Annotated in this window: 16 protein-coding genes and 1 pseudogene; 5 read left to right on the forward strand and 12 right to left on the reverse strand. The window is 73.4% G+C overall.

Annotated elements, in window-relative coordinates:
* Positions 1-68: 68 nt before the first annotated feature.
* The gene (locus WME89_RS32925; RefSeq protein WP_438003622.1) at positions 69-1,934 is read left to right on the forward strand and encodes a protein kinase domain-containing protein; all 1,866 of its coding nucleotides are present in this window, start codon (positions 69-71) and stop codon (positions 1,932-1,934) included.
* A 254-nt stretch (positions 1,935-2,188) separates the two neighbouring features.
* On the opposite strand, the gene WME89_RS32930 is transcribed toward WME89_RS32925, so the two are convergent.
* On the reverse strand, positions 2,189-3,322 hold the full coding sequence (locus WME89_RS32930) for a phospholipase D-like domain-containing protein (protein ID WP_438003623.1): 1,134 nt from the start codon (positions 3,320-3,322) through the stop codon (positions 2,189-2,191).
* 190 nt (positions 3,323-3,512) lie between these two features.
* On the opposite strand from WME89_RS32930, the pseudogene WME89_RS32935 reads away from it, so the two are divergent.
* A pseudogene (locus WME89_RS32935) lies at positions 3,513-3,767 on the forward strand (YetF domain-containing protein); the annotation flags it as partial.
* A gap of 67 nt (positions 3,768-3,834) precedes the next feature.
* On the opposite strand, the gene WME89_RS32940 reads toward WME89_RS32935, so the two are convergent.
* The 5 genes from WME89_RS32940 to WME89_RS32960 all read right to left on the reverse strand — a co-directional run bounded on the left by WME89_RS32940 (position 3,835) and on the right by WME89_RS32960 (position 11,679).
* Entirely contained in the window at positions 3,835-5,316 is a 1,482-nt protein-coding gene (locus WME89_RS32940) for a DUF2330 domain-containing protein (RefSeq protein WP_438003624.1), read from the reverse strand.
* A 213-nt stretch (positions 5,317-5,529) separates the two neighbouring features.
* Entirely contained in the window at positions 5,530-6,969 is a 1,440-nt protein-coding gene (gene trmFO / locus WME89_RS32945; protein ID WP_438003625.1) for a methylenetetrahydrofolate--tRNA-(uracil(54)-C(5))-methyltransferase (FADH(2)-oxidizing) TrmFO, read from the reverse strand.
* Between the two features lie 39 nt (positions 6,970-7,008).
* Complete coding sequence (topA, locus tag WME89_RS32950) at positions 7,009-9,603, reverse strand: type I DNA topoisomerase (protein WP_438003626.1); 2,595 nt, start codon at positions 9,601-9,603, stop codon at positions 7,009-7,011.
* Positions 9,604-9,729: 126 nt separating this feature from the next.
* Positions 9,730-10,782, reverse strand: a complete 1,053-nt coding sequence (locus tag WME89_RS32955) for a DNA-processing protein DprA (RefSeq protein WP_438003627.1) — start codon at positions 10,780-10,782, stop codon at positions 9,730-9,732.
* 81 nt (positions 10,783-10,863) lie between these two features.
* Positions 10,864-11,679: a hypothetical protein gene (locus WME89_RS32960; RefSeq protein WP_438003628.1), complete on the reverse strand. Its 816-nt coding sequence runs from the start codon at positions 11,677-11,679 to the stop codon at positions 10,864-10,866.
* 133 nt (positions 11,680-11,812) lie between these two features.
* On the opposite strand from WME89_RS32960, the gene WME89_RS32965 reads away from it, so the two are divergent.
* Complete coding sequence (locus tag WME89_RS32965; protein ID WP_438003629.1) at positions 11,813-12,817, forward strand: hypothetical protein; 1,005 nt, start codon at positions 11,813-11,815, stop codon at positions 12,815-12,817.
* The gene (locus WME89_RS32970) at positions 12,814-13,602 is read left to right on the forward strand and encodes a glycerophosphodiester phosphodiesterase (protein WP_438003630.1); all 789 of its coding nucleotides are present in this window, start codon (positions 12,814-12,816) and stop codon (positions 13,600-13,602) included. The genes WME89_RS32965 and WME89_RS32970 overlap by 4 nt, the downstream gene beginning before the upstream one ends.
* Positions 13,603-13,739: 137 nt before the next feature.
* Here WME89_RS32970 and WME89_RS32975 read toward each other — a convergent pair whose 3' ends face one another.
* From WME89_RS32975 to WME89_RS32985, 3 genes are all read right to left on the reverse strand, one after another.
* Entirely contained in the window at positions 13,740-15,218 is a 1,479-nt protein-coding gene (locus WME89_RS32975; protein ID WP_438003631.1) for a serine/threonine-protein kinase, read from the reverse strand.
* Positions 15,219-15,376: 158 nt separating this feature from the next.
* Entirely contained in the window at positions 15,377-16,264 is an 888-nt protein-coding gene (locus WME89_RS32980; RefSeq protein WP_438003632.1) for a LolA family protein, read from the reverse strand.
* A 175-nt stretch (positions 16,265-16,439) separates the two neighbouring features.
* Positions 16,440-18,353 carry an HTH domain-containing protein gene (locus tag WME89_RS32985; protein ID WP_438003633.1) on the reverse strand — a complete coding sequence of 638 codons (1,914 nt, stop codon included), beginning with the start codon at positions 18,351-18,353 and terminating at the stop codon, positions 16,440-16,442.
* A gap of 768 nt (positions 18,354-19,121) precedes the next feature.
* Here WME89_RS32985 and WME89_RS32990 point away from each other — a divergent pair.
* Positions 19,122-19,514: a hypothetical protein gene (locus tag WME89_RS32990; RefSeq protein WP_437618541.1), complete on the forward strand. Its 393-nt coding sequence runs from the start codon at positions 19,122-19,124 to the stop codon at positions 19,512-19,514.
* Positions 19,515-19,764: 250 nt separating this feature from the next.
* Here WME89_RS32990 and alaS read toward each other — a convergent pair whose 3' ends face one another.
* From alaS to WME89_RS33005, 3 genes are all read right to left on the reverse strand, one after another.
* On the reverse strand, positions 19,765-22,518 hold the full coding sequence (gene alaS, locus WME89_RS32995) for an alanine--tRNA ligase (protein WP_438003634.1): 2,754 nt from the start codon (positions 22,516-22,518) through the stop codon (positions 19,765-19,767).
* Positions 22,519-22,802: 284 nt separating this feature from the next.
* On the reverse strand, positions 22,803-23,765 hold the full coding sequence (locus WME89_RS33000) for a HEAT repeat domain-containing protein (protein WP_438003635.1): 963 nt from the start codon (positions 23,763-23,765) through the stop codon (positions 22,803-22,805).
* 146 nt (positions 23,766-23,911) lie between these two features.
* Complete coding sequence (locus WME89_RS33005; RefSeq protein WP_438003636.1) at positions 23,912-26,230, reverse strand: TIGR04551 family protein; 2,319 nt, start codon at positions 26,228-26,230, stop codon at positions 23,912-23,914.
* Positions 26,231-26,257 lie beyond the last annotated feature (27 nt).

Here is a 26,257-nt window from a genome sequence, read left to right on the forward strand (position 1 = left end):
ATCTGGCGTCGAAGCATGGCGTGGCGTGGTGAGCGGCGGGATGGCCGGAGCAGGCGGCAGGAGAGCGCATGTCAATCAACATGACCCAGGGGTTCGAGCACACCTTAGGGGAACGCTTCGAGGTCGGCACGTTGGTGGGCGACAAGTACCAGCTCCTCCGCAAGGCGGGAGAGGGGGCGATGGGCTCTGTCTGGGTCGCCGCGAACACGGCGCTCGAGGCGAACGTGGCGATCAAGGTGCTGCGCCCGGAGATGCGCTCTCCCGCGATCGCGGAGCGGCTGCTGCGCGAGGCGCGGGCGGCGGCGAAGCTCAGCCACCCCGGGATCGTGCGTGTCTTCGATCTCGGCAAGACCGCGGAGGGCACGCCCTATATCGTGATGGAGCTCCTCGAGGGAGAGGCCCTGCGGGACCTGCTCTGCCGCGAGCCGCAGCTCCTGCCCGAGACGGCGATCGCGATCCTCTTGCCCGTCGCGAGCGCGATGCACGCGGCCCACGAGCGGGGCGTCGTTCACCGGGATCTCAAGCCGGACAACGTGATGCTCGCGGAGCAGGGCGACGGGAGGATCCAGCCGAAGGTCGTCGATTTCGGGATCGCGAAGGTCACGTGGACCGAGCCCGAGTCCGGCTCGACGGGCGCGGCCGTGATCGGCACGCCGCAGTACATGCCGCCCGAGCAGGCGCTCGGGCAGGGGCACATCGATCATCGCGCGGATATCTGGGCGCTCTGCACGATGCTCTACGAGGTGATCGCGGGGGAGACGCCGTATGCCGGGGAGCAAGGGTTCGGGACGCTGCGCGCGATCATCCAGGATCCGGTCCGGTCGCTGGTCGAGCGGTGCGGCACCGATCCGGCGCTGTGGTCGATCGTCGAGCGCGGGCTGCGCAAGGACCCGGCGGAGCGCTGGGGGAGCATGCGCGAGCTCGGCGTCGCGCTCGCGACGTGGCTCCTCTCGCGGGGCGTCTCGGAGGACGTGTGCGGCGCGTCGCTCCGCGCGCAATGGCTGGATGAGCGGAGCAGCCAGGTCCCGGCGGCGTCGCCGCGGCCGATGGTGGTGAGCTCCGCGCCGACGCTGCACTCGCGCCGCGCCGAGGATGCTGTGGAGCTGCAGCTGCCCATGGCGTCAGCGCGGAGGGCGCCGGGCGAGAGCGGGCCCAGGGCGCCGGTGGTCGTTGGGCGCAAGCTGCTGGAAGACAGCGGCGAGCGCGCGTGGTCCGAGGCGACGGCGGTGGGGACGCCGCCGGGGGTCGTGGCGGCGTCGCTGCGGCCGTCGTTGCGAGAGCGCTTCCCGTTCCGCCGCGTCGCGGCGGCGGGGTTCGTGCTGATGGCGGGGGCGGCGGCGTGGAGCGTGGCGCCGGTCGCGACGGGCCCCGTCGCCGAGCTGACGCCGGCGGCGCCGGCGCCGGCGCCGGCGGCGACGGCCGCCGAGGCGCCGGCGGCGACGGCGCGGCCAGCGGCCGAGCCGAGCTCGCTCACGGCGAGCATGGCGCGCGGGTTCGTGGCGCCGCCGGTCGCGACCGTGGCGCCGCGCCCGGCACGCACCGTGAAGGCGCCTGCACCCGCGGCGCCGGCCACGGCGAGGGCCACTGCGGAAGCGAAGCCGCCTGCGCCGGCGGCGAGCGCGCTGCCGGAGCTGCCCGCGGCCGACGCGGGCGCGGAGGCGCCGCAGCTCCTTGCGCAGGCGGCCCCGGCCGGGTCGACGCCCGAGACGGGGAGCGCGGCCTGCTCTGCGAATGGCGGGCAGGCAGGCGGGGAAGCGGCCTGCCCGCCGCCGGCGCCCGAGGGCTCGACGAGCGCGGTCGAGGCCCGCGAGGACGCCGCGCCGGCCAGGCAGGAGCCCGGGACGCACAGGGCAGCGGTCGACGAGGCGCCGCCAGCCCCGGACGGCGGGGCGGCGGAGCCGTCGCCGGGCGTGCCGGCAGCGCCGTCGCCGTAGCCGCTCGGGGGAGCCGCGGCTCAGGGCGACGGCGCTCGAGCGACGGGGAGCAGAGGACGCGGGGGAGCAGGCCTCTCCCTCGCGTCCCCCGCGCCTCGGCTCTCGTTCCAAGCTGTTCGGTGCTCTAGGGCAAGAAACGGGTCGAGCCCGCCTGAAACGAGCAGAATTTCGAACCGCCAAGGCGCCAAGAACAAGACGATATCTTGGCGCCCTGGCGCTTCATCCTCGCTCGATCGATGTGGTGGATCGGTGTTCTAGACCCCGAGCGCCTGGAGCAACCCGCCGTCTCGCTCGCGCTCCGGGAGCGCGTTGTGCCAGCGAGCGCCCGCGTAGCGTGGCTCCAGCAGGTCGATGCCCATGCTCAACAGCGCGTTCCGGATGCGCGCAAGCGGCCCCAGCGCGGGGAGGTTGTTGAGGCAGACCTCGTCGCACTGCTGGAGGTCCCGCTCGAAGAGCTGGGCGGCGTCCCTCACGAAGGCAGGTTGCTTGACGATGAGGTTCGCCTCGCTCACCCACCTCAGGCTGGTGGGGTTCACGTTGAAGGTGCCCACGGTCGCCCAGTCGTCGTCGATGACCGCGAACTTCGAGTGGAGCATCGACGGGAGGAACTCGTGGATCTGCAGCCCGTTCTCCAGCCACGACCTGTACCTCGCCAGGCTCGCGTTGCGGATGGTCGGGAGATCGGAGCTGCGCGGCACGATGATCTTCACGTCGATCCCGCGGCGCGCGGCGTCCATGAGCTCGCGCTCGAGCGCGCGAGGCGGGCAGAAATACGCGTTCTCGATCCACACCCGGCGCCGCGCCGCGCGCACCCGCTCCAGGTGGCGCTCGTAGATGACCGCCGGCGGCGTCGGCGCGTCGGTGATGAACTCCACGTCATCGTAGACGCCGCCGGTCCAGTAATCGAAGGAGCGGCCCTCGGCGTCGTTGGCGAGCATCCAGCGGCACTCGAACGCTCGCTCCATGTCGTCCACGCACGGCCCCATCACCCGGCTACAGACCTCGTGCCAGCCGCCGCCGCCCTGATCGCGCGGGAGCCACTCGTCGGCCCACGCCGCGCCGCCCACGTAGCCGGCGCCGTCGATGACCACGATGCGCGAGTGCTCCCGCGGGAACAGGGCGCCCCCGCGGAGGACGGTGCTGAGCGGCCGGTAAGCGCGGGTGCGGATGCCGCGAGCCCTCATGTCCTCGAAGAAAGCCCCAGGCGTGCTGTGGCTGCCGAGCGCGTCGTAGAGGAGCCGCACGTCGACGCCGCGCCGCGCCGCTTCCGCGAAGGCGTCGGCGAAGCGATGACCCATCTTGTCGTTGCGGTAGATGTACGTCGAGACCCAGATCTTCTCCCGGGCGCGCGAGATGTCGTCGAGGAGCGATTCGAGCACCGTCGTCATCCCTGGCAGGAGGCGCGTGGCGTGAGGCGCGTGCGCATTGCCGGCCTCTGCCTGGCTTGATCTGGAGTTCGCCCTGGAGCCTGGAAGAGTCAGCACCGAGCAGGTCATGTCGCGTCCTGAGCGCCGGACGGCTGCTGCACGATTGCGGCAGTGGCCCGCACGCCCTCGACACAATGCTCAAGCAGCGCGTATGCCACCACGCCGAGGCGCGATCGCGCGGGGAACTCCGCTGAACGAGACCCGCGACGTGGCAGACTGCCACGCCCGACCGCCGCGCCACAGCGCCGCCGAGGCAAGTGGTCTCTCCGGCAGAACCGGGCCCGCCGTCTGCACGAAGCGGATCCAGCCGGAGGAGATCTTCTCCGAGATGCACAAGAGCGGCCTGGAGCACCTCTCTCAGGTGCGCTGGGCGATCCTGGAGGCGGACGGCGATCTCACGATCATCCCGGAGAAGGGCCACGGCCTGCCGGTGGTGCGGACCAGGGACCGGGACGCGGGCCTCCGAGCGCCGGTCAGGCCAGGCGGGCGGCGAAGCGGCGCGCGCCGCGGCGGGCGACCGCCGCCGCGAGCGCGAGGGCGCCGAGCGTCATGCCCACGAGCGTGCCCTGCCCCCGCGACCGCGAGGCGCGGTCGCCGTCGAGGACCGGGGTCGCCGCGCCGCAGAGCACCTCGGCGTGGACGCTCACGCGGGCGCGCAGCCAGTTGTCGACCCGCTCCTGCGGCGCGGGGCTCAGGACGAGGTCCGTGTCGAGCGCGGCGCGCGGCAGGTTCGCCTCGAGGCGCGTGAGCCAGACGTCCTTCGGGTGCAGGCCGATCATCGCGACCGCGAGGTCGTCGAGCGGCCCGCACGCGAGCTCGCGCGCGTCGATCTGGCCCGAGGCGACCGAGTCGCAGCTCGGATCGGAGAGCAGCACGCCGGCCGGGCACGGGTTGCCCACGGCGCGGCCCTCCATCGCGAGCTCGGCGAAGCGCACGGCGCACGCTGTGTCCTCGGTCTCGCCGTTCGCGAGCCCCTGCTGGGCGAACGCCGCGGCGATCGTGTCGACCGGGGTCGTCGAGCCGCTCGTCGTGTACTGCACGCCGAACGGCGCCGCGGAGCTCGACACGGGCGAGAAGAGCGAGCCCTGCTGCGCGTAGGGCGTGAGGAACGCGCGGCCGCCGTCGGCCGCGGCGAGCGCCTTCTCGCGGAGCACGCCGTAGTTCGAGTCCTGCGAGGCGAAGTCCCACGCGAGCAGGTCGCTGGGGATGCTCGCGGCGACGAACCCCTCGGGCGCGAGCCGCGCCTCGCTGATGGTGAACAGGGTGATCGCGACGTTCGCGCCCGTGCCGGCGGCGACCATCCGGAGCGGGAGCGTCGCGTTCGCCCCCGGCATGACGACCCGCACCGGCGTCATCTCCTTCACGTCTTTGCCCGGCTGGAGCTTGAGGGCGATGAAGTCGAAGTCCTCCTCGACGTAGGCGTCGATGACCGGCTGCGTCGACTCGTCGACGCCGAAGCCGTTCGTGTCCAGCCACTTGTTCAGGGCGCCGGGCGTGTCGGTCGCGAGCGTCGCGGTCTCGTACGGGCCGACGGTGCCGCGGTGGAGCACCGTGACCTGCTCGTTGCCGAAGCCCCCGGCCGCGTCGGCCGAGTCGCTGCCCATCATCACACCACAGCCCCCTCCGCTCCCGCTGCACATCGAGTTCGGCGGCGTGATGCGCACCGACGTGGCCGCGTCGAGCGTCTCGAACCACGCGTCCGAGCCGACCTGGATCGTCGCCCCGCGCTTGACCGGGAGCACCCAGGCGAACTCGCTCGGGTCGCCGGCGTACTGGATCTGATCCCAGAGCACCGACTGCACGGGCGAGACGGAGAGCACCATCCGGTGCGCGTTGACGACGGTCGTCTGGGTGACCGGGGCGAAGCACCCGCCGCACGCGAGCGCCTCGCGGGGTGGCAGGAGCGTGGCGGCAGGGACAGCGAGCGCAAGGAACGCGAACAAGCGAAGTTTCATCGACGACCTCCGTGGGCGCGGGCCCGCGCGGGCGGGCTCCCGGAGCGCGCATGCGGCGCGCAACGCACCACCGCCAGGGTATCGAAGCCCGCGCGCGGCGGGCGGCCCGCGCACGATTGGCGCGTCGGCGACGCGCCGCGCCCGCGCCGGCCGCGGAAACGGATGTTCAGCGCCGCTCGCGGGCGCGCTGCCCGCTGCCGTCGAGCCCGCCCGTCAGCCCGCGGCCCACCACGCGTCGAGGTCGCGGAGGGCGCGCTCGGCCATCGCCTCGTAGCGGGCGCGCTTGCGCAGCTTGCCGTGCGCGGGATCGAGCGGCGCGATGTGCGCCCAGGTGATGTTCGACGGCTGATACTTGGGCTGCTTGCGGCCGAGGTGCGTCAGGATGCCACCGAGCGCCGTCGTGGGCGGCGGCGGCCGGAGCGGCTCGTTCCGCAGCTGCTGCGCGAGGAGCATCGCGCACACGAACCCGGCCGCGGCGCTCTCCACGTAGCCCTCCACGCCCGCGATCTGGCCGGCCAGGTGCACGCCCGGGAGCGCGCGGAGCTCCATCGCCGGGCCGAGGAGCGCCGGCGCGTCCACGAAGGTGTTCCGGTGCACGGAGCCCATGCGGAGGAAGTCCGCCTCCTCCAGGCCGGGCACCATCCGGAAGACCCGGAGCTGCTCGGCGTACTTCATGCGCGTCTGGAACCCGACGAGGTTGTACGCGGTCGCGGCCTCGTCCTCCGGGCGCAGCTGGAGCACCGCGTAGGGACGCCGGCCGGTGCGCGGATCGGTGAGCCCGACCGGCTTCATCGGCCCGAACGCGAGCGTCTGCTCGCCGCGCGCGGCCATGACCTCGCACGGCAGGCACCCCTCGAAGTAGCGCACCTCCTCGAAGTCGCGCGCCTCCACCTTCTCCGACTCGACGAGCGCCCGGACGAACGCCTTGTACTGCGCCTCGTCGAAGGGGCAGTTCACGTAGGCCTCGTCGCCTGCCTCGGCGTCGTCGCGCCGCTCGGCCGCGTCCTCCGGCGGCGCTGCCCGCTGCTCCGGCGGCGCTGCCCGCTGCTCCGGCGGCGCGGCCCGCTCGCCGCGGACGGCGCCGCCCTTGCCGTAGCGCGACTGCTTCCACACGCGCGACCAGTCGATCGAGTCGGCGCTGACGATGGGCGCGATCGCGTCGTAGTAGGCGAGGTGCTCGGCGCCGATGGCCGCGGCGAGGCTCGCCGCGAGGGCGTCGGACGTGAGCGGGCCGGTCGCGAGGATCACCGGCCGCTCGGCGGGGATCTCCGTCACCTCCCGCCGCTCGACCGCGATGCGCGGGTGGGCCTCGATCGCCCGCGTCATCGCCTCCGCGAACCGCTCGCGATCGACAGCGAGCGCGCCGCCGGCCGGCACCGAGGTCTCGTCCGCGCACCGCAGGGCGAGCGAGCCCACGCGCCGGAGCTCTTCCTTGAGGAGCCCCACCGCGTTGCTCAGCGCCGCGCCGCGCAGCGAGTTCGAGCACACGAGCTCGGCCATCCGATCGCTCGTCTGCGCGGGCGTGCGCTTGTGCGGCTTCATCTCGACCAGGCGCACGCGCAGCCCGCGCTGCGCGAGCTGGTACGCCGCCTCGCAACCGGCCAGGCCGCCTCCGACGACGACGACGTCGCACGGGCTCTCTGCTCCGTTCATACAGCTCACAAGGGATGTTGGGGGGATCTCGCGACCGTCTTAGCTCGCCGTGCGGCGGGCGCGCACGGCCCGCGCGGGCTTTTCCGCTGCCCCTCCGGTCGCGCCGGGGCTCGGCGCCGGCTCGGGCCGCTGGACGGCTGCGGGCGGCGCCACCGCCGGCGCGGGCCGGGCGGCCGGCGCCGCGCTCGCGTCGACCGCCGCGGCGTCCAGGGCGACGGCGCCGTCCGCGGCGCCGTCCTCCCCTTCTCCCTCGACGATCTCCTGCTTGAAGCCGCATTCCTTGGTCGCGCAGACGAGCATCGCCTTCTTGCCGGCGGTGCGGGTGACGAACTTCGCGCCGCACTGCGGGCACGGGATGGGCACCGGCTTCTGCCAGAGCTTGAAGTCGCACTTCTGCTCGGCGTTCCAGTTCGAGCAGCCGTAGAACGTGCGCCCGCCCTTCTTGCGCGGCCGGATCTCGATGAGGTCGCCGCCGCAGTTCGGGCACGCGACGCCGAGCGGCACCGGGCGCGTGTTCTTGCAGGTCGGGTACCCGGTGCACGACAGGAAGTCCCCGAAGCGCCCCGTCTTGATGATCATCGGCTTGCCGCACTTGTCGCACGAGATGTCGGTCTCGCGGACGGCGGCGCTGCCCCGCGCGTCGGACAGGTCGCGCGTGGCCTTGCACTTCGGGTAGCGCTCGCAGCTCAAGAACCAGCCGTTCTTGCCCCACTTCTTGAGCATCATCGAGCCGCACTCGTCGCAGACGATGTCGGTCTTCTCGGCGTCGGGCTTCCACGGCGCGAGCTTCTTCGACTTGTCGAGCTGCTCCCTGAACTTCTTGTAGAAGCGCTTGAGCAGCTGCTCGCGCTTCAGGGTGCCGGCGCCGACCTCGTCGAGCTCCTCCTCCATCTGCGCCGTGAAGTTCGGATCCATGATGTCGAGGTTCGACCGGACGAGCCCGTCGACCACGAACTTCCCGAGGAGCGACGGCTGGAACGCGCCCCCCTCCCGCTTCTCCACGTACGCGCGCTGCTGCACCTTGCTGATGATCTCGGCGTACGTCGACGGGCGGCCGATGCCGCGCTTCTCCAGCTCGCGCACGAGCGAGCCCTCGTTGTAGCGGGGCGGCGGCTGCGTGAACTTCTGGTCGGTGATGACCCCCGGGGGCGACACGGCGAGCGCCTCGCCCTCCTTCATGTCGGGCAGGAGCGCCTCCGAGTCCTCCTCGGCCGGGACGCCGGGCGCGGCCCGCTCCGCCTCCGCGGCGCTCGCCTCGGCGGGCGCAGGCGCGGCGGCGCCGCCCTCCGCCGCGGCGCCGGCGCTCTCCTCCTCGCCGGCGAACTCCTGCTGGCCCTCCGTCACCTGCAGCCAGCCGGCGAACTTCAGGATCCGCCCGCTCGCCCTGGCGAGGTAGCTCCGGTACGCGGGCGCCGCGACCGTGGGCGTCACGTCGATCTCGACCGTCGTCCGGTCGTAGACCGCCGGGTTCATCTGCGAGGCGACGAAGCGGTTCCAGATGAGCTTGTACAGCTTGTACTGCTCGTCCTTCAGGTGCTTCTTGATCGAGTCCGGGTGGATCTCGACGCTCGAGGGCCGGATCGCCTCGTGCGCGTCCTGCGCGTTCTTCTTCGACTTGTAGACGTTCGGGCGCTCGGGGACGAACTCCTTGCCGTACCGCTTCGCGACCACGCCGCGCACCTCGGCGATCGCGTCGTCGCTCACGCGCGTCGAGTCGGTACGCATGTACGTGATGAGGCCGACCGGACCGCCGTCGCGCTTGAGGTCGATGCCCTCGTAGAGCGCCTGCGCGATCTGCATCGTCCGCTTGGCGCCGAAGTGCAGGTAGTTCGTCGCGTCCTGCTGGAGCTTCGAGGTGGTGTACGGGGCGGGCGGGTTGCGCTTCTGCTCGCGCCGCACGACCTTCGCCACGCGGTAGCGGGCCGCCTCGAGGTCGGCGCGCACCTTCGCGGCGACCTCGCCGTTCGTCACCTCGAGCTTCTTGCCGTCGGCGGAGGCGACCTTGGCGACGAACGGCGCGCGCTGCGGCGGGCTCGCCGCGCCGAGGCCGACCGCGATGTTCCAGTACTCCTCGGGGACGAACGCCTCGACCTCGCGCTCGCGATCCACGATGAGCCGCAGCGCGACCGACTGCACCCGGCCCGCCGACAGGCCGAACGCGAGCTTCGACCAGACGAGCGCCGAGACGTCGTAGCCGACGATGCGATCGAGGACGCGCCGCGCCCGCTGGGCGTCGTACAGGTTCTCGTCGAGCTTGCGGGGGTTGTGGACGCCGTGGTCGACCCCCTTCTTCGTGATCTCGTGGAACTCCACCCGGGCCACCTTGAGCCTCGGGTTCTTGATCTCCTCCGAGATGTGGAACGCGATCGCCTCTCCCTCGCGATCAGGGTCGGTCGCCAGGAGCACCTCGTCCGCCCTCTTCGCGGCAGACTTGAGCTCCTCCAGGACCTTCTCCTTGCCCTCGATGACCACGTAGGTCTCGGCAAAATCGTTCTGCACGTCGACGGCGTTCTGCTTCTTGGGCAGGTCCTTGACGTGCCCCTTCGAGGCGAACACCTCGTACCCGTTGCCGAGATACTTCTTGATGGTCTTCGCCTTCGCCGGCGACTCCACGATGACGAGCGTCTTGGCCATCACCACCTTCTGAGCAACGTGTCGGGGCTGGTAGAGGATTGAGGGGCTAGCTTCGGTGCGAGGGAGGCCCCCCGCGAGGAGACGGCCACCCGGAACCGCACTGGGAGGGTGAGCCGACGTGCCCCTTCAACGAAGAGCCCGCCGAAACAACCCGGCGGGCCCCTCTACTACTACGGCCTGGAGCGTCAACGTCAAGAGTGCCTCCACGGCGCGCCTGGGCGGAAGGCCCGTCCGCTCGCAGACCTCATCGACGTGCGCCGGGTGGGCGTCCAGGGCGTCGAGGACGGCGCGCTGCTCTGCGGTCATTTCTGCGGTCATTTCTGCGGTCATTTCCGCGTTGTTCTCCGCGCCGATCGCCCCGCCGGCGATCGCGCCGAGCCCCGCGCCGGCCGCCGGCGCAGGCGCGATTTTCCCGGGCGGAGCGCCCGCCGGCGCGAAGGCCGCGTCCGGCAGCGGCAGCGTGCCGGTGGCGGGCGGGCTGTTGCGCAGCGCACGCCGCGCTCGCCGGCGGGGCGGGGGCGCCGGCCCGCCGAGGACGTCGATCACGTCGGCCGCGCGCGTGATCGGGCGCGCGCCGCCGACGAGCTCGAGCGCGCAGCCGACGCCGCGCGGGCTCCACGGCGCGTGGGGCACGACGCAGAGGTGGCGCCCGAGGCGTCGGGCGGCCGCGGCGGCGGAGCGGGCGCCGCTCTCGATGCCCGCCTCGACGACGACGGTCGCGAGCGTGAGCGCGGCGAGGACCGCGTTGCGCTGGAGGAACAGCCCCGGCAGCGGCGGCGTGTCGTCGGGGACGCGCGCGAGCAGCGCGCCGCCCGCGGCGAGGATGCGATCGAAGAGCGGCGCGTGCTCGCGCGGGTACGGGCGCGCGTGGCCGGCGCCGCTCACGACCACGGTCGGCGCGCGCGCATCGAGCGCGCCCTCGTGCGCGGCCGCGTCGACGCCGCGCGCGCCGCCCGACCAGATCGAGAAGCCCGCGTCGCCGAGCGCCGCGGCGAGCGCGCGGGTGAAACGGAGCGCCTCGTCGCTCGCGGCGCGCGTCCCGACGATCGCGACGCCCGGGCGCGCGGGGAGCACGCCGCGCACGTAGAGCGTCGGCGGCGCGGCCTCGGACTCCGTCACGAGGGCCCAGAGCGGCGCGGGGTAAGATGGATCGGAGGGCAGGATCTCGATCGACGCCATACGCGGCGTGTCGACCGGCGACCGAGCCGAGTTGCGCGAAATGAGGAGCGCGCGATCGAACGCGCGCCGAGCGTCGCCGCGCTACCGGGGCGGCGCGCCACGCGAGGCGCGGGGCGGCGTCGCGGCTGGCGGCGGCGCGGTCGACGACGAGGGCGCGGCGGGCGGCGCCGCGCTCGGCGAGGCCGCGGCGGGCGGCGCTGCGCTCGGCGAGGCCGCGGCGGGCGGCGCTGCGCTCGGCGGCGCCGTGTCCGGCGGCGTCGCGCCGGGCGCCGCGGCGGGCGGCGCCGGCGGGCGCGGGCCGCGGTAGCCCTGTACGAGCACGACGCCGGCGCCGCGCCGCACCTGCGCGTGGAGGCTCACGGCGAGCGGCGCGTTGCCCGGCACGGAGAAGCACGCGCCCCTGCCGCCGATCACCGCGACCGGCCCGCTGTCCGCGTCCTGGGCCGCGATTTCCAGCGCGGGCGCCGCGCCCTTCGTGACGAAGAGGTCGACCTCGATCACGCCGAGCCCGCCCTGCGCGATGAACACCGTGCACTCCCCCGGCGCGACGCGCACGGGGATCGCGCCGCTCTCTCCCTCCGCGATCGCGAGCGACACGACGTCGCCCATCGCCGTCATCCCCCTCGCCTCGCCGCGCGCCGTGTTCGCGAGCGCGAGCGCCGTCACGCGCGGCACCGGCGCGCTCGCCGGCTGCCGCTGCTGCCCGACGCGGCTCAGGAACAGGCGCGACGCTTCGGGGTCCGGCTCGGGCGCATCGCTCGGCGGCGGCGGGTTCCGCACCTCGGGCGCGGGCGCCGGGGCCGGCGCGGGGGGCGGGCTCGGTTGCAGCACCTCGACGCGGGACGCCGGCGCGCCGCCGCAGCCTGGCGCGGCGAGCGCGAGCGACGCGGCGAGCAAGCGGCGCGCCGGCCTGAACGGATACAGATGAACGAGAGCGAGGGCGCGCCGCACGGCGCGGAGAGTACCAGAACCGCCGCGCGATGCTCGGCCCGCGAGCGGCCGGCCATGGAGCGTGCTACCCCCTCGCCCGATGAAGCCCAGGGACATCGTCGTCGCGACGCACGGCCACTGCTTCGACGGCATGGCGAGCGCGGCGCTGTTCACCCGCCTGATGCAGGCGCTCCGCCCCGGCGAGCCGCTCGCTTTCCGTTACCGCTCCTGCGGGTACGGCCCGGGCATGACGATGATCCCGCCCTCGTGGCTCGACGGCGACGAGAACGCGATCCTCGACTTCCGCTACACGCCGACGAAGAAGCTGACGTGGTACTTCGACCACCACATCACCGGGTTCGGCTCGGACGACGAGCGCGACGCGGCGCTCGCCGGCGCCACGGGGTCGAGGGTCGCCGCGGACGCGCCGCACGTCTTTTATGACGCCGCCTACGGCTCGTGCACGAAGCTCATCGCGGACGTCGGCCGCGACCACTTCAGCGTCGAGATGTCCGGCGTCGATGAGCTCATCCGGTGGGCCGACGTCATCGACACAGCGCGCTTCCCCTCGGCCGAGGCCGCCGTCAGCCGCGAGGAGCCGATCATGCAGCTCGCCTCCGTCGTGGAGCACCACGGGGACGGGCCCTTCCTCGCGTCCGTGGTGCCGCGGCTCGTCGAGCAGCCCGTGAGCGAGGTGGCGCGCGCCCCCGATATCCAGGATCTCTGGCGTCCGCTCTCCCTCTCGCGGCAGACGTTCGTCGCGCGCATCGAGCGCGGCGCGCGCAAGCTCGGCCGCGTCGTGCTGGTCGACCTCTCCGACGCGCCGCTCGAGGCGGTCGGCAAGTTCATGACCTACGCGATGTACCCGGAGTGCGTTTACTCGGTCACGCTCTCCCGGCACAAGCAGCACTACAAGCTCTCGGTCGGCTATAACCCCTGGTGCGGCGTCCCGCGCGATCGCGACATCGCGCCGATCTGCCGCCGCTACGACGGGGGCGGGCACCCGGCCGTCGGCGCGGCGTCCTTCCCGCTCTCCGCGCTGGAGCGCGCGCGCGAGGCGGCCCGCACCGTCGCGGAGGAGCTCAACGAGGAGCCCGGGCGTTGACCTGGGCCGAGCAGCGCTTCCGCCGGAGCGCGCGCGAGCCGGGGTCGTCGCCGCGCGGCGCGGCCGCGCGCGCGCCGCTCCTCCTCGGGCACCGGGGCGTGCGGGGCGAGGGCGCGCCCACGGAGAACACGCTCGCCGCCTTCGAGGAGGCGGCGGCGCAGGGGGCCGACGGGATCGAGCTCGACGTGCGGGTGTGCGGCTCGGGCGAGGTCGTGGCGCTGCACGACCCGGACCTCGAGCGGGTGACCCACGGCGCGGACGCGCGCGCCGCCGCGGCGCTCCGCTGGGACGAGCTCCGGCAGGTCGACCTCGGCGGCGGCCGGGTGCCGCTCCTCGCCGAGGTGCTCGCGTTCGCGCGCGGGCGCCGGCTCGCCGTCAACATCGAGATGAAGCGGGACGTGCCCGACCGCGCCGCCCTCGTGCGCGCGACCGCGCGTTTCCTGCGCGCCTGGGATCCCGGTCACGCGGTGATCGTCTCGTCGTTCGATCCGGTCATGGTCGCGTCCTTCGGGGTCCTGGCGCCGGCCGTTCCGCGCGCGCTCCTCGTGCACCGGAGCCGCTACCACGACGCGGCCGTGCGCCTCACGCCGGCGCTCGGGGCGCTCGCCGCGCACATCGAGCGGACGATCGCGTCGCCCGAGCGCATCGCGCTGCTGAAGCGGCAGGGGCGCGTGGTCAACGTGTGGACGGTGAACGACCCGCGCGAAGCGCAGGACCTCGCGGCGCTCGGCGTCGACGGGCTGATCACGGACGCGCCGCGCCGCCTCCGCGACGCGCTCGCGTAGCCGGCGTCGTCAGGCGCGACCGGCAGGCTCGGGCGAAGCCGGCAGGCTCGGCGAAACCGGCAGGCTCGGCGAAACCGGCAGGCTCGGCGAAACCGGCAGGCTCGAGCGCGACCGGCGAGCTCGGGCGCGGCCGCCCGCTATCTTCCCTGCCACGGGTCGACCAGCTCGCGCGAGCGGCGTGGGATCCGGCGCTTCGCCGGGCGCGCCGGCGAGGCCTGGGGCGCGGCGGCCGACCCCGGCTCCGCCCTGTCCGAGGGCGCCGGCGAAGGCGGCGCGCCGTCTCTCACGGGCGCGCCCTCGGCGGCGACGGGCAGGCGATTCACGACGGGCGTCGACGCGCGGACCACCTCCACGGGCGGCGTGGCCGCGAGCACGGCCGCAGGCTGCGCCGGCGCGAGCGCGGGCGCGGCGCTCTCGTCGCCGACGGGACGCAGCGCCGTGATCGCGACCGTCCCGCTGATCACCGAGAGCGCGCCGCACGCGAGGAGCCAGCGCCGCGTCGCGCTCGCGCGCGGCCTGCGCGTGTCGGGGACCTCCCCGGTCGCGGCGGCCGTGAGCGTGCCGGGCTGCGACGGCTCGGGCAGCGGCGCGGGCGCGTCCAGCCGCGGGCGCGGCGCCTCCGCGCCAGACCAGGAGAGCGCGCGGGCGTCGCCTGGCCCCTCGGGCTCGGCGGTGCCGCCCGGCGACAGCCCGAGCAGCGTCCCCGTGCGCGACGCCGACGGCGGCGGCCGGGGCGCCGACGGCACCGGCAGCGGGACGCCGATGTCGCCCGCCGCGGCCACGAAGGCGAGCACCATCTCCTGCGCCGACTGGAACCGCTGGGACCGATCGCGCGAGAGCGCGCGCAGGAAGAAGTCGTCCAGCTCGGCCGGCAGGTCGGGCGCGAGCTGCGTCGCCTGCGGGATCGGCTCGACGAGGATCCTCGACAGCACCGCGCCGAGCACGTCGCCCTCGAAAGGGAGCCTGCCCGTGACCGCGCGGAAGAGGATGACCCCGAGCGACCACAGGTCGCTGCGCGCGTCGAGGTCCTTGTCGCCGCGCGCCTGCTCCGGGCTCATGTAGAAAGGCGAGCCCAGGAGCTCGCCGGTCTTCGTTGTCTCGTCGCTGAGGAGCTTGCCGGTGAGCTGCTTGGCGATGCCGAAGTCGAGGACCTTGACGATCTCCTCCTCGTCGTCGACGCGCGCGAGGAACAGGTTGCCAGGCTTGAGGTCGCGGTGGACGAGCCCGGAGTCGTGCGCGCGGCGCAGCGCCTTGCAGGTCTCGATCGCGATGCGCGCCGCCTCGGCGAGCGGCAGGCGCCGGACCCGCCGCAGCCGGCGGCTGAGGTCCTCGCCCCGGAGCAGCTCCATGACGAGGTAGGGCACGGTCCCCTGGATGCCGTAGTCCTGCACGCTCACCACGTGCGGGCTCTCGAGGTTCGCCGCCGTGCGCGCCTCACGGTAGAAGCGAGCGCGGAACTCGGGCGAGGCCGCGTGCTCCGGGTCCATGAACTTGATGGCCACCGGCGCGCCCAGCTGGACGTGCCGGGCCACCCACACGGACCCCATCCCGCCGCGCGAGAGCGGCCCCTCCAGCCGGTATTTTTCGCCGACGATCGTTCCCGGCTCGACGTCCATCGCCGACTCCTCTCGCCAAGGCGAGGTGGATTGCGCATTTCTAGACGTTCACGAGGGCGGCGTCCACGCCGTAAGCCAGAAGTTGGCAGACACAGCCGGCCCTGCGCGGAGGTCGACGCGCCAACGCAGGCTCTCAGGAATAACCTGAGTCCACCGACTCAGTCCTGGCAGTCGACATAACGACGGATGACTCCGCCAGGGATCGGCTGGGTGAACGCCCCTGAGATGAGGGGCGGATTCCACTTCGCCTCCTTGTATTGAAAGATGACGTCGTCCTCGGTGTTGGGGACCCGCATACGGATCGATCTCGGGACCTCCGCCTGGCAGACGCCGCCGCTCGGCGGGATCGGATCATCGATGCCCTCCGGATCGACGCGCGGCGGCGCGGTGCGGATCACCTCATGATGGCTCAGCTCGGCCTGATAAAGGTCCATCCCGCGCTGCGCGACCCGGACCTGCCTGACGCGCAGGCGCTGCTGGCTCCAGGGCAAGCGCCAGTCGTCCGGGCGCGGCTCGAGGTGGATCTCCTGCGTCGCGTCGCGGGTGCTCTGGATCAGCACACGGTAGAAGCCGTCGCCGTCCCACGCGATCGACGCGGCGCGCGGCTCGTGCACGAGCACCGGCGCCTCGCCGCGGAGCAGCGAGACGAGCGCGTGCCCGGGGATGGGCACCTGGGTGAGCCGCGCGAGGTTGCACGCGCTCGCAGGCCCGTGCAAAAGCTGCTTCTGCCCGACATCGAGCATCTGGAACAGGGTTCCATCCGACGTGAGCGTGTAGAGGTTGGCGCCGAAGGGGCTCACGATATCGAACCGGACCCGATCGGGATTGACCGCCAGGATGTACACGTCCCCGCGGATCCTGCCCTGGCGGGAGAAGTGATCGATCTTGGCCGTGCCCTGGACGCCGTTCACGCAGGCATACGTCTCCTTCATCCGGTCGAGCGCCGCGTCGGCGGTCGGGAACCGGGACGCAGGCGGAGCCACGGAAGCACATCCGGTCACGAGCACGGCGAGGGGCGCGGCCCAGGCGATCGCGCGATGGCGCATGGGCGCGGACGCTGACAAGGATCCCCGAGCCCGTCAACCGCGGAAGCGTCGCGAGATGCCGCCGAGGAGCCAGAGGAGGGGCCGGCCCAGGAGCCGGGGCGCCAGCGAGGATGAGAACGGAAGGACGCCGCGCGTCCGGCGGGAGCGAGCCCCGGCCGGACGCGCGCGGCAGGAATCAGGAAGCGCGGAGCGCCTCGAGCAGGTCGATGTCGGGGATCGCGATCGGCAGGCGGGCGCGGAGGACAGCGACATCGTTGTCCTCACAGACGCGCGCCACCGCGAGCCCGTCGAAGAGGGAGATCGGCGCGGTCCCCGGGATCGCGGCCTCCTCGCGCGCGCCCGAGAGCATCTGACCGGCGGTCAGGATCCAGCCGGCGGTCGCGGGGCCGTAGTGGTGGAGCGAGCCGCGGAGCTCGGTGACCCGCTCGCGGCCGACCTCGCGGCCGTCCCGCCGGATGACCAGCGCCAGCTTGATCTCGTCGCCCGCCGTGCGGAGCGCCCCGGAGAAGTGGCTCTCACCGCCCGGCGCCCCGGCGCGGCGGACCGCGCGCAGCTGGCCGAGCCCGATGCGCTCGAGGGCGAGGACACAGATCTCGACGAAGGCGTGGCCCGGGAGCTCGGAGAGCTTGCGCACGAAGGCGCGCCGCGCGGCGTCGCGGTAGCGATCCACGGCGGCGAGCGCCTCCTGCTCCAGCCGCGCGAGGTCGCCCGGGAGCAGCCAGTCCGTCAGCGCGATCCGGCCGCCGGCGAAGCGGAAGCGCGTCCGCTGCCCCGCGGCCGTGCGGCGCGCATTGTCGGCGCGCACGGCGGCCGCGACCTGCGACTGGACGAGCTGCACGTCGCCGACGAGGCGGCCGCGGCGCTGCGCCGTCTCCGCGATCTGCCGGAGCGACACAGCGCCCGCGTTCCGATCGAAGGTCGAGAGGATGCCCGCGACAGCGTCGGCGAGATCGCGGCCGGCCAGGTCGTCGAGCGCGTGCCCTTCACCGCCCGTGAGCTCGATCACCTGCGGACCACGGTAGACGGGCTCGGCGCCGAAGCTATCGGTCCGCTCGGGCCGGTCGGCCCGCTCGACGCGCTCGGGGCGATCGACGCGCTCGGGCCGGTCGGTGCGCTCGGGGCGATCGATGCGCTCGGGCCGGTCGAAGCGCTCGGGGCGGCCTTCGCGCTCACCACGGTCGGAGCGCGGCGGCTCGCGGCCGTTCTCGCGACGCGCCTCGAACACGGGCGTCGCCACGTAGGAGGGCAGCCCCCCGGTGCTCGGGGTGGCTTCCGCGGTCCCGCGGCCCCGGCGGCGGCGACGGCGGCGGCGGCGCCCCTCGCCCTGCTCGCCCGACGAGCCGGGGGTCGCGCGGTCGTCGCCGCCGAGGATCGGCTGATCGTCGTCGTCCTCCTCGTCGAAGAGCTCGGCGGCGCCGGCGACGGCCTCGGCCCGCATCGCCTCGTCCGGGCCCTGCGGCTCCGCGTCCTCGAGCTCGCCTTCTTCCTCGTCGACGTAGGTGCTCGCGGCGCGCGGGGAGGACGGCGCCGGCGGCGGCACGTGCTCGCGCGCTGCCGCGGTCTCCACGCCGTTCATCGCGGTCGCGCCGACCACGGCCTCGTCATCGTCCTCGTCGTCGTCGACCGCAGTCGCGGCCTGCGCCCCTCCGCCGGCCGCCCCGGTCTCCGTCCCGGCCTCGGCCGCCTCGGTCTCCGTCCCGACCTCGGCCGCCGCAGCGCCCGAATCGCCCTCCTCCGCCGCCTCGTCGTCCGCGGCCGCCTCGAACAGGGTCGGCTGCTCCTCGTCCTTGCGCGCCTTGACCGCCTCCGGCTTTCCGCCCCGCTTCGCCTTCTTGCCGTCGAGCCCCGACTTGATCGTCTTCTCGTCCCACTCGCGCAGCGCGAAGACGCCCGGCTTCACCCGCACCAGGGGGTTGTCCGCCGTGTCCTTCTTCAGCGTCGCCGCCAGGCGGGCGCCCATGGTGACCTCTGGGCTCTTACCAACGTGGCTAAGGAGGTTCTTCTCGATCGCTATATCGGTGATCTCTTTATAGTGAAGCGGTCTACCGATGAGGCGAAGCACCTCGGCGGCTGCATCCGTGAACGTCATTTTGTTCGCCCTTCGGGGCGCGCCGCCCGGCGGGCGCCCTCGTCGTCCCCATCGCGGCCGCCCCGTCCAAAGTGGCTGACGAAGCGCGCGGGATACCCCACCGCAGCCGGGAAACGCACATTCGCTCCCACTCGGCCACGACGCGCGGAACGGCCTGCTCGTAGCACGCTCGGAAACCGCGGTCAACGGGGCGCGCGATCTGGCTCAAGATAAGCCGCTGGCCGGCCTGATGGGCACGGAACCAGGGCGCCGCCGGCGCGAAGCCCGGATCGGCCGCGCGCCGCGGTGAACTCGACGAGCGCGCGAGCGACGAGCGCGCGAGGACGGCGCGCGCGTCGCGGGGCGCCGCGTGAGGCGACAGACGACAGAGGCGCGCGGGGCCCGCACGAGCATCGATGTGACGACAGGGCAGCTGTCGGCCAGTCCGGAGCACGGGATAAGGTGAATACGGGAGATCGGTTGAGCGGTCGTCGCACGGCCGCCCTGGCCGCCGCGTGGCGCGGCGCGAACATCGGGTGATGGAGAACGCGATTGGACGTGGCGCGCCACGCCGGCCAGCGCGCGCCGGGCAAAGCCGCATAAAGCCGCATAAAGCCGCGCAAAGCCGCGCGAAGGAGAGCGCTCCCGGGCGGCGCGCCGCCGGCGTCGCGGCCGCGCCCCGCCGGGGCGCGCGGCGCGGGCGGGCCAGCCCGGCGCGCCGGCCGGCGCGGCTGCGGACATCGCTTTTGCGCTTTGCCATCTCCCGGATAAGAGGGTTACGCTGCGTGGGTGGAGCTTTCGCGGTTGCTCGATGAGCTCACCCTGGCGGCCAGCAAGGTCGGCATCGCCGTCAGGATGGAGGCGTTCGATCCGCACCTGTCGGACGCGCGCAATCCGCGCGGCGGGCTCTGCAAGGTGCTCGGCCGGCGGCTCATCCTGGTCGACGCCAACGCGTCGCTGCCGGATCGCATCGCCACGATCGCGGGCGCGCTCGCGCGCGTGGACCTGGAGTCGGTGTTCCTGCCGCCGATCGTGCGCGCCACCATCGGCGCCCACGCCCCCGGCGCGCGGCCCCGAGCGGCCGCGCCGGGCGAGCCCGTCCGGCTGCCGGCGCGCCGCGGGAGGGGCGGAAAGGCCCAGAGGCTGCTCCCGCTCGCGCGCACCAAGTGGCGCGACGCCTGACCGCGGCGGCGCGGTCCTCGCGGCGCGCCGCGCGCCGCAGGTGTGAGGGGCGCGCCGCATGCCGCGGGCGTGCGGCGGATCACCGGCCACGCAGGGTGCGTGGCGGCGCGCGGCGCGGTGACGGGGGTGGTGCAGGGGTGACAGGAGCGTGGGACCGTCTGGGTCGCCAGGAAGGGGAAAGGCGCTGCGCCTTCCTGGCGCTCCCGTCCTGGCGGGCTCTCGTTCGGCGCGGTTTCTCTCGCGCGGCGCGCTACGAGGCGAGCGCCCGCTCGACCTCGACGTAGGTCGCCGCGATCGCCGCGTCGAGCTGCGCGACGTCGGTACCGCCGGCCTGCGCCATGTCGGGGCGACCGCCGCCCGACCCCCCGACGATGCGGGCGATCGGCTTGATGAGCTCTCCGGCCTTGAGCCGCTCGGCGGCCGCCTTGGAGACCATCACGGCGAGCTGCGCCTTGTCGCCCACGGCCGCGCCGAGCAGCACCGCGGCGCGATCGCCGAGCTTGTCGCGCAGCTTCTCCGCGAGATCGCGCAGCGCGCCCGGGTTGGTGCCGTCCGGCACCCGGCGCGCGAGCACCTTGATCCCGCCGATCTCCCGGGCGCCCTCCAGCATCGCGTCGATGCCGCCGCCGCCGCCGCCCTGCGCCGGGCCCGCGCCCTCCAGGATCCGCCGCTCGAGCTCCGCGATCTTCTTCTCGAGCTCCCGCTCGTGCGCCACGATCTTCCCGATCTTCTCGGCGAGATCGCCGCCCTGCGCCTTCGCGGCCTGCCGCGCCCGCGCGATCTCGGCCTCGACGTTCCGCGTGTACGCGAGCGCGTTCAGCCCGGTCGTCGCCATGATCCGGCGCACGCCCGCAGCCACGCCGCCCTCGCTCGTGATCTTGAACAGCCCGATGTCCCCGAGCGCGCGCGCGTGCGTGCCGCCGCAGAGCTCCACGACCTCGGGCGTCATCGTGAGCATTCGCACGGTGTCGCCGTACTTCTCCTCGAAGATCGCCATCGCGCCCCGCCGACGCGCCTCGTCCATCGGGAGGATCTCGGTGGTCACCCTGTCGTTCGTGAGGACCTTCTCGTTCACCAGGTCCTCGATCCGCGAGATCTCCTCGCGGGTGAGCGGCCGGTTGTGCGTGAAGTCGAAGCGGAGGATGTCCGGGCCGACGCGCGAGCCCTTCTGCTGCGCGTGCTCGCCGAGCACCTTGCGCAGCGCCCAGTGCAGCACGTGCGTCGCCGAGTGGTTGCGGCGCGTCGCCGACCGCGCCGCGTGGTCCACCTCCAGGTGGACGCGCTGGCCCACCGAGATCGCCCCCTCGCGGACCACACCCTCGTGCACGACCAGCCCGGTGAGCGGCTTCTGCGCGTCCGTCACCTCGACGCGCACCCCGTCGGCCGTCACCTCGCCGCTGTCGCCGACCTGACCGCCCGACTCGGCGTAGAACGGCGTCTCGCGGACCACGATCTCCACCGCCGCCCCCGCCTCGGCGTGCTCGACCAGCGTCCGGACCTTGCGCGCCCGGTCGCCCTCGCCCTGCACCTCGACCCGGATGATCGCGACGATCTCGCTGTCGCCCTGCTCGTGCTCGTAGCCCGTGAAGACGACCGGGTGCGCGAGCGCCGCGCGGGCCGAGCGGTGCGCCAGGTCCACGGCGGCGGTCGGATCGATCGGCCCGTCGGCCTCGGCGGCGCCGTGGATGACCGCCTCGGCTCCCGGGACGTCGACCTCGAAGTTCGACTCGGCGCAGATCACCTGGGTCAGGTCGAGCGGGAAGCCGTAGGTGGTGTAGAGATCCGCGGCCGCTGCGGCCGGGAGCGTCCTCTCGCCCGACGAGCGCATCTCCTCGAAGCGCTCGTCCAGGATCTTCATCCCGCGCTTCAGCGTGGAGCGGAAGCGGACCTCCTCGTCCTCGGTGACGCGGGCGATGAGCTCCCGCCTGTCGCGGAGCTCCGGGTACGTCTCGCTCATCCGGCGGACCACCTCGAGCGCTACCTCGTGCAGGAACGGCCGGTCGATCCCGAGCCGATGCCCGTGGCGGATCGCGCGGCGCATCACCCGCCGGAGCACGTACTCGCGCCGCTGCCGATCGGGCATCACGCCCTCGGCGATCAGGAACGCCGTCGTCCGCGCGTGATCCGCGATGACCCGCATCGACACGTCGTCGTCGGCGCTGCTCCCCGTGTACGGCTTGCCGCTGAGCTCCGCCGCCTTCTCGACCAGCCCCCGGAGCAGGTCCGTGTCGTAGTTCGCCGTCACCCCCTGGAGCACGCTCGCGATGCGCTCCAGGCCCATGCCCGTGTCGATGCTCGGCGCCGGCAGCGGGACGAGCGGGCCGTCCTTCTCGGTGCGCTCGTACTGCATGAACACGTTGTTCCAGATCTCGGTCCAGCCGGTGCCGTCGATGCGCGGCTCCTCGCCGAAGCGCGAGACGTCGGGCTCGTTCCCGTGGAAGAAGTGGATCTCCGAGCAGGGGCCGCACGGGCCGACGTCGCCCATGGTCCAGAAGTTGTCGGCCAGGCCGAGGCGCAGGATCCGGTCGTCGCCGAACCCGGTGACCTTGCGCCAGATCGCGGCGGCCTCGTCGTCGGCCGGGAAGCCCCCCTCGCCGTTGTAGATGGTGACGACGAGCCGCGAGGGCGAGACGCCGTACCCCTTGGTCAGGAGCTCCCAGGCAAAGGCGATCGCGTCTTCCTTGAAGTAGTCGCCAAAGCTGAAGTTGCCGAGCATCTCGAAGAACGTCTGATGGCGCGCGGTGACGCCGACGTTCTCGAGGTCGTTGTGCTTGCCGCTGATCCGGATGCACTTCTGGCTCGACGCGGCGCGCTGGTAGGGGCGCTTGTCCTTGCCGGTGAAGACGTCCTTGAACGGCACCATGCCCGCGTTCACGAACATCAGCGTCGGATCGTTCTGGGGCACGAGCGGCGCGCTCGGGACGACTTCGTGGCCGCGCTGGGCGAAGAACTCGAGGAACGTGCGTCGGATCTGGTCGGAGCTGGCAGGCGTGGCGGTGGACATAGGAGGAGGCGCGGTCTAGCACGACCGGGCAGCGGCTTCTCCCCGCTCGATGGCCGCGCCCGGAGGCGCCACCGCGGAGGCGCCGCCGCGGAGGACGCGCCGGGACGCCGGTCGGAGCCGGTGGGTCAGGCGCGACCGGCTCGGCGCCGGTCGGTCAGGCGCGACCGGCCGCGGCGCCGCAGGTCGAGGCCAGCGGCGCGGCGACCGCCGGCGCGCGCGGCGGGTCGCGGGCGGCGGGCACGTCCTCCGCGGTGGCGGGGCGGATCAGCGGCCGGCGGGGCGGATCAGCGGCCGGCGGGGAGGCCGCTCGTGCCGGAGGCGGCCTCGAGGGCGAGCGGCGCCCGCTGGAGCGCGCTCTCGATGGCGCCGGCGACAGCGTCGCTCTGCAGTTGCGCGAGCTCCCTCCGGCCCTTGGCACGTCGCGCCTCGGCGACCGCCTGGGCCGAGCCGGTCATCGAGCCCTTCAGCGTCTGGCTGGGCATCTCGCGGATCACGTACTCGACCTTGGCCGCGTAGCCGACCCCGTCAGCCCCCTGGCGCTTGCTCAGCTGCGTGACGGAGCCGTCCAGCGTGAAGGCGGGCAGCTTGCGGGTCTTCCCCTCCGCCGCCACGTCCGTGCCGTCGGCCACGATCTCGATGTCGACGAACTGCGACACGCGGCTGCGCGTGTGCTGCCGGAGCATCGACCCGAGCATCGCGTCCTTCACGCCGGAGCGGTTCTCGAACTTGCCCAGGCTGACGAGGAAGCGCGCCCTCGCGGACGACTTCGACAGCTTCTCGATGGCGGCCTGGATCTGGCGCTTCAGGGGGGGCGCCGCCTCGGTGTCGAGCGCCGCCTTGAGCGCCGGGACGGCCGCCGGGTTGCCCAGCGCGCCGAGCGCCGCCGCGGCCGAGGCGCGCACCGCCGGGTGCGCGTCCTTGAGCGCCTTCTCGAGCGCCGGCCGCGCGCCCGGGCTCTTCGACCGGCTGAGCGCCAGCGCCGCCGCCACCCGCAGCCGGTAGTCCTTGCCGACCGCGATGTCGCGGAAAGCCGAGGTGTCGCCGTCCTCGGCGACCGACAGGGAGGTGCCCCCGAGGATCATCGAGGTCGCCAAGATCATCGCAATGAAGAGACGACGGACCATCACGTCCCTCCGGAGATCGTCGGCCTTCGCCCATCCGTTCTCCTCGGTGAACCAAACCAGCTTCGCGACGCGCCCTGGCGCCCAGACGGACTTATCCTTGGTCCAGGACGGTCGCGAGATCAAGGCCCCTTTGGCCCCGGATGGCTCATGCAGGACTCATGACGAGCACGGCGACGTTGTCGCCTTCCAGCGCCGCGCGACCACTTTGCCGCCCGGAGCGCTTATTTCCAGACACACTGCTACGGATGAGTCCGGGTCGGCGCGTCAGCTCAGAAGAGAATACCGAGATACCAGCGCACCGTCTGCGCGGTCTCCAGGTCGACCTCCTGGACTGCCTGTTCTCCCGGGAGCTGGCCGAGCCCGCCGAGCGGGAACAGCACGCCGTACTGCACCGCCGTGTAGAAGCCGCCCATCTTGTCCGGATCGTCGTTGAGCGTGCCGTCCTTCGACTGGAAGTACAGCTGAGCGTTCAGCTCGATGCCGAGATCCCTGGCATTTCCGGGCGCCTGAACGAACTCCGAGGCGCGGCTCCAGATGGCGGCGGCGCCGAGGCCGGCCCGCTGACCGTTCTTGTCACGAGCGAAGTCCCAGTCCACGCCAGGACGGAAATAATAGGCCCCCTGGACCCGAGACAGGATGTTCCTGAAGAGGATCTGGTCGACGCGGTAGTCGGGGTGGAAGCGGAAGGTCGAGTAGGTGCGATCGGTCGAGTTCTGGGGATCCAGGGCCCCGATCGCGCTGCCCCGGGGCTCGAGCGAGGGCACGTCGTCGTCGCCGGTCGCGTAGCCGAAGCCGAAGTGGATGCGCAGCCGGCCCTCCATCTCGATGAGCTCCGCCTGCGTCGCGAGCCCGAACTGCCGGATGCCCCAGCCGTTGTCGTCCGGCGAGAGGAAGTTCGCGTAATCGGTGTCGCCCTGCCCGCGCACGTCGAGGGATCCGTAGATCATCGCCGCCTCCAGCTCGAAGCGGAACTTCTTGTAGAGGAGCTGGAACCACACGTCGGGGGTGATCATCTCCGCGCCCCGGTGCACGTACCCCGTCGCGACGTCGTCGGCCGTCTGGCCGAGGGGGGCGCCCGGGGGGTCGGCGGCGGAGCTGTCGTTCGCCAGCGTCTGCTGCCGGTAAGCGAAGTAGACACCGCCGTTCAGGACCATGTTGCCGCGGGCGAGCTCGAGCTTCTGGAGCTCCGGGTTCTTCCGGCGGACGGCGACGAACACGTACTGATCGACGTCATCGTACTGGGCGAGATCGTAGGGCTGGCCCTCGAGCTCCTGGAAGGAGGCGCTCGTCGCGCCCTCGTTGGTCCAGTCCCACGCGCCGGCGAAGTAGATGTCGTATTTCTTGATGCCGGTGACGAACATCACCCGGTCGACGGTCGACTGGTAGTCGGAGTCGTACCCATCACCGCTGTTCGCCACCATGCCGAGACCCCAGTGGTTCGGCATGCGGCCGAAGCGCAGGAGGCCGATCGGGGTCATGTACTCACCCCAGATCCGCTTGACGGAGATCGAGTCCCTCGTCGAGTTGACGCCGGCGCTCGGCGCCCACTGGGTGCTGGAGAAGGCGCCGAGCGGCGAGTAGCCGCCCCGGCGGGCGACCCGGTAGCCGTCCGCCCCCGGCTGGTTCACGTAGCCGTCCGGCGTCGAGCCGAGCACCACGTTGTCGAGGAGATCGACCTGCGAGAGGACGCGCAGGTTGTCGCTGATGTGCAGCTCGGGGTTGAGCCGGAACCGCATGTTCGCGCCAGCCTGGGTGTCGTTCTTGCACCACTCGAACGAGCGCACGCCGCCGGTCGTGCCCTCGCTCGGGTTGCAGAGGTTGACCGCGTGGGTCTGGTTGTACGAGTTGTCGGCCGGCTGCGGCCAGAGCGCCTCGTCGCGCGGGTCGACGCGCCCGAGGGCGAAGCTGTTGAAGAGCTCCCACCGGAGCCGGTAGTAGCCGTGGAACTCGAACGTCGGCCGCGCGTGAGACCACCAGTCCTCGGCGTAGACCTCGCTGGGCCGGGCGCCGACCTCCCCCTGGGTCGCCTTCCGCTCCGGCTGCTCGGCCGGCGCGGCGGCCGCGGGCCCCTCCGAGGCCGCCGGCCTGGCCGGCTGCGGCGCGGCCGGGGCGGCGGTGCCAGCCGGCGGCATCAGCGGCTCGGGCGACACCGCCGGGGGCTCGAGGGCCTCCACGTCGTCGCCAGCGGCCGGCGCCGCGCCAGGCGGCGCGGGCTGCGCCGCGCCAGGCTGGACCGGGGCGGGCTGCGCCGCGCCGGGCTGCGCCGCGCCGGGCTGCGCCGCGCCGGGCTGCGCCGCGGTGCGGGGCGCCACGCCGGGCTGCGCGGGGGCGGGCTGCGCGGCGCCGGGCTGCGCCGGAGCGGCCGGCGCGGCGCCGGGCTGGGCGGCGCCGGGCTGCGGCGCAGGAGCGCCCGCCTGTCCGGCAGGCGGCTGCGCTGGGGCCGCCGGCGGCTGGGCCGGCCGGCGCGCCGGCTGGGCGGACGCGGAGGACGCGCCCAGCACGAGCGCGAGCACGAGGCCCGACCGGAGGCGACGGCGAGGGGTGCCAGGGCTGCACGACGTTCCCGGAGACCGCGACGAGATGGGCATCTGCTTGGTTCGTTCGCGCGTTTTCTG

This window comes from Sorangium sp. So ce321 (assembly GCF_051530195.1).
In the GTDB taxonomy this organism is placed as follows: Bacteria; Myxococcota_A; Polyangia; order Polyangiales; family Polyangiaceae; genus Sorangium.